Here is an 807-nt window from a genome sequence, read left to right on the forward strand (position 1 = left end):
GTTCCCGCCGAGGATCTGGTGCCGGGCGACATCGTGCTGCTGGATGCGGGCGACGCGGTATCGGCCGACCTGCGGCTGATCGAGGCGTCGGGACTGGCGGCGGATGAGTCGGCCCTGACCGGCGAGTCCGTCGCGACGGATAAAAACACGCAGCCGGTCGGACCCGACGCGCGCCTGGGCGAACAGGTCTCGATGCTGTTCAAGGGCAGTTCCGTGACGCGCGGCAGTGGTGTCGGCGTCGTGGTGGGCACGGGGCTTGCGACCGAACTGGGTCGGATGACGCAGCTCGTGCTCGAAGCCGATGCGGGCCGTTCGCCGCTGGAGCGCGAGCTTGCCCGGCTGTCGGTGCAACTGATCTGGGCGACGCTGGCCGTGGCGGCGGCGATCGCCGCCGTCGGCCTGATCGGCGGCCGGGATCCGATTCTGATGCTGCAATCCGCGATAGCGCTGGCCGTGGCGGCAATTCCCGAGGGGTTGCCCATCGTGGTGACATTGGCGCTGGCGCGGGGCATGTGGCGCATGGCGCGGCAGAACGCATTGATCGAACGCCTTTCAGCGGTCGAGACGCTGGGGGCCACGACCGTGATCCTGACCGACAAGACCGGCACCCTGACCGAGAACCGGATGACGGTACGACGCCTGTGCATGCCGTCGGGCGAGATTGAAATGGCCGCGGATGCGGACCCCGCGCCGTTTCGGCCCGCCCGCGACGGGCAGGCGGAATCGTTGCTGCGCATCGCCGTGCTCTGTAACGACGCGCAGCTCGACCGGGCCGGGGACGGCGGCAGCGGCGACCCGATGGAAGTC

1 protein-coding gene is annotated in these 807 nt (G+C 69.6%); it reads left to right on the plus strand.

Going from position 1 to position 807, the window contains the following annotated elements; translation table 11 throughout:
• Window positions 1-807: HAD-IC family P-type ATPase (locus tag HUK84_RS20820; RefSeq protein WP_176641881.1), on the plus strand; the 807-nt coding region annotated here is incomplete at both ends.

The organism is Nguyenibacter vanlangensis, from assembly GCF_013376155.1.
Taxonomy (GTDB): domain Bacteria; phylum Pseudomonadota; class Alphaproteobacteria; order Acetobacterales; family Acetobacteraceae; genus Gluconacetobacter; species Gluconacetobacter vanlangensis.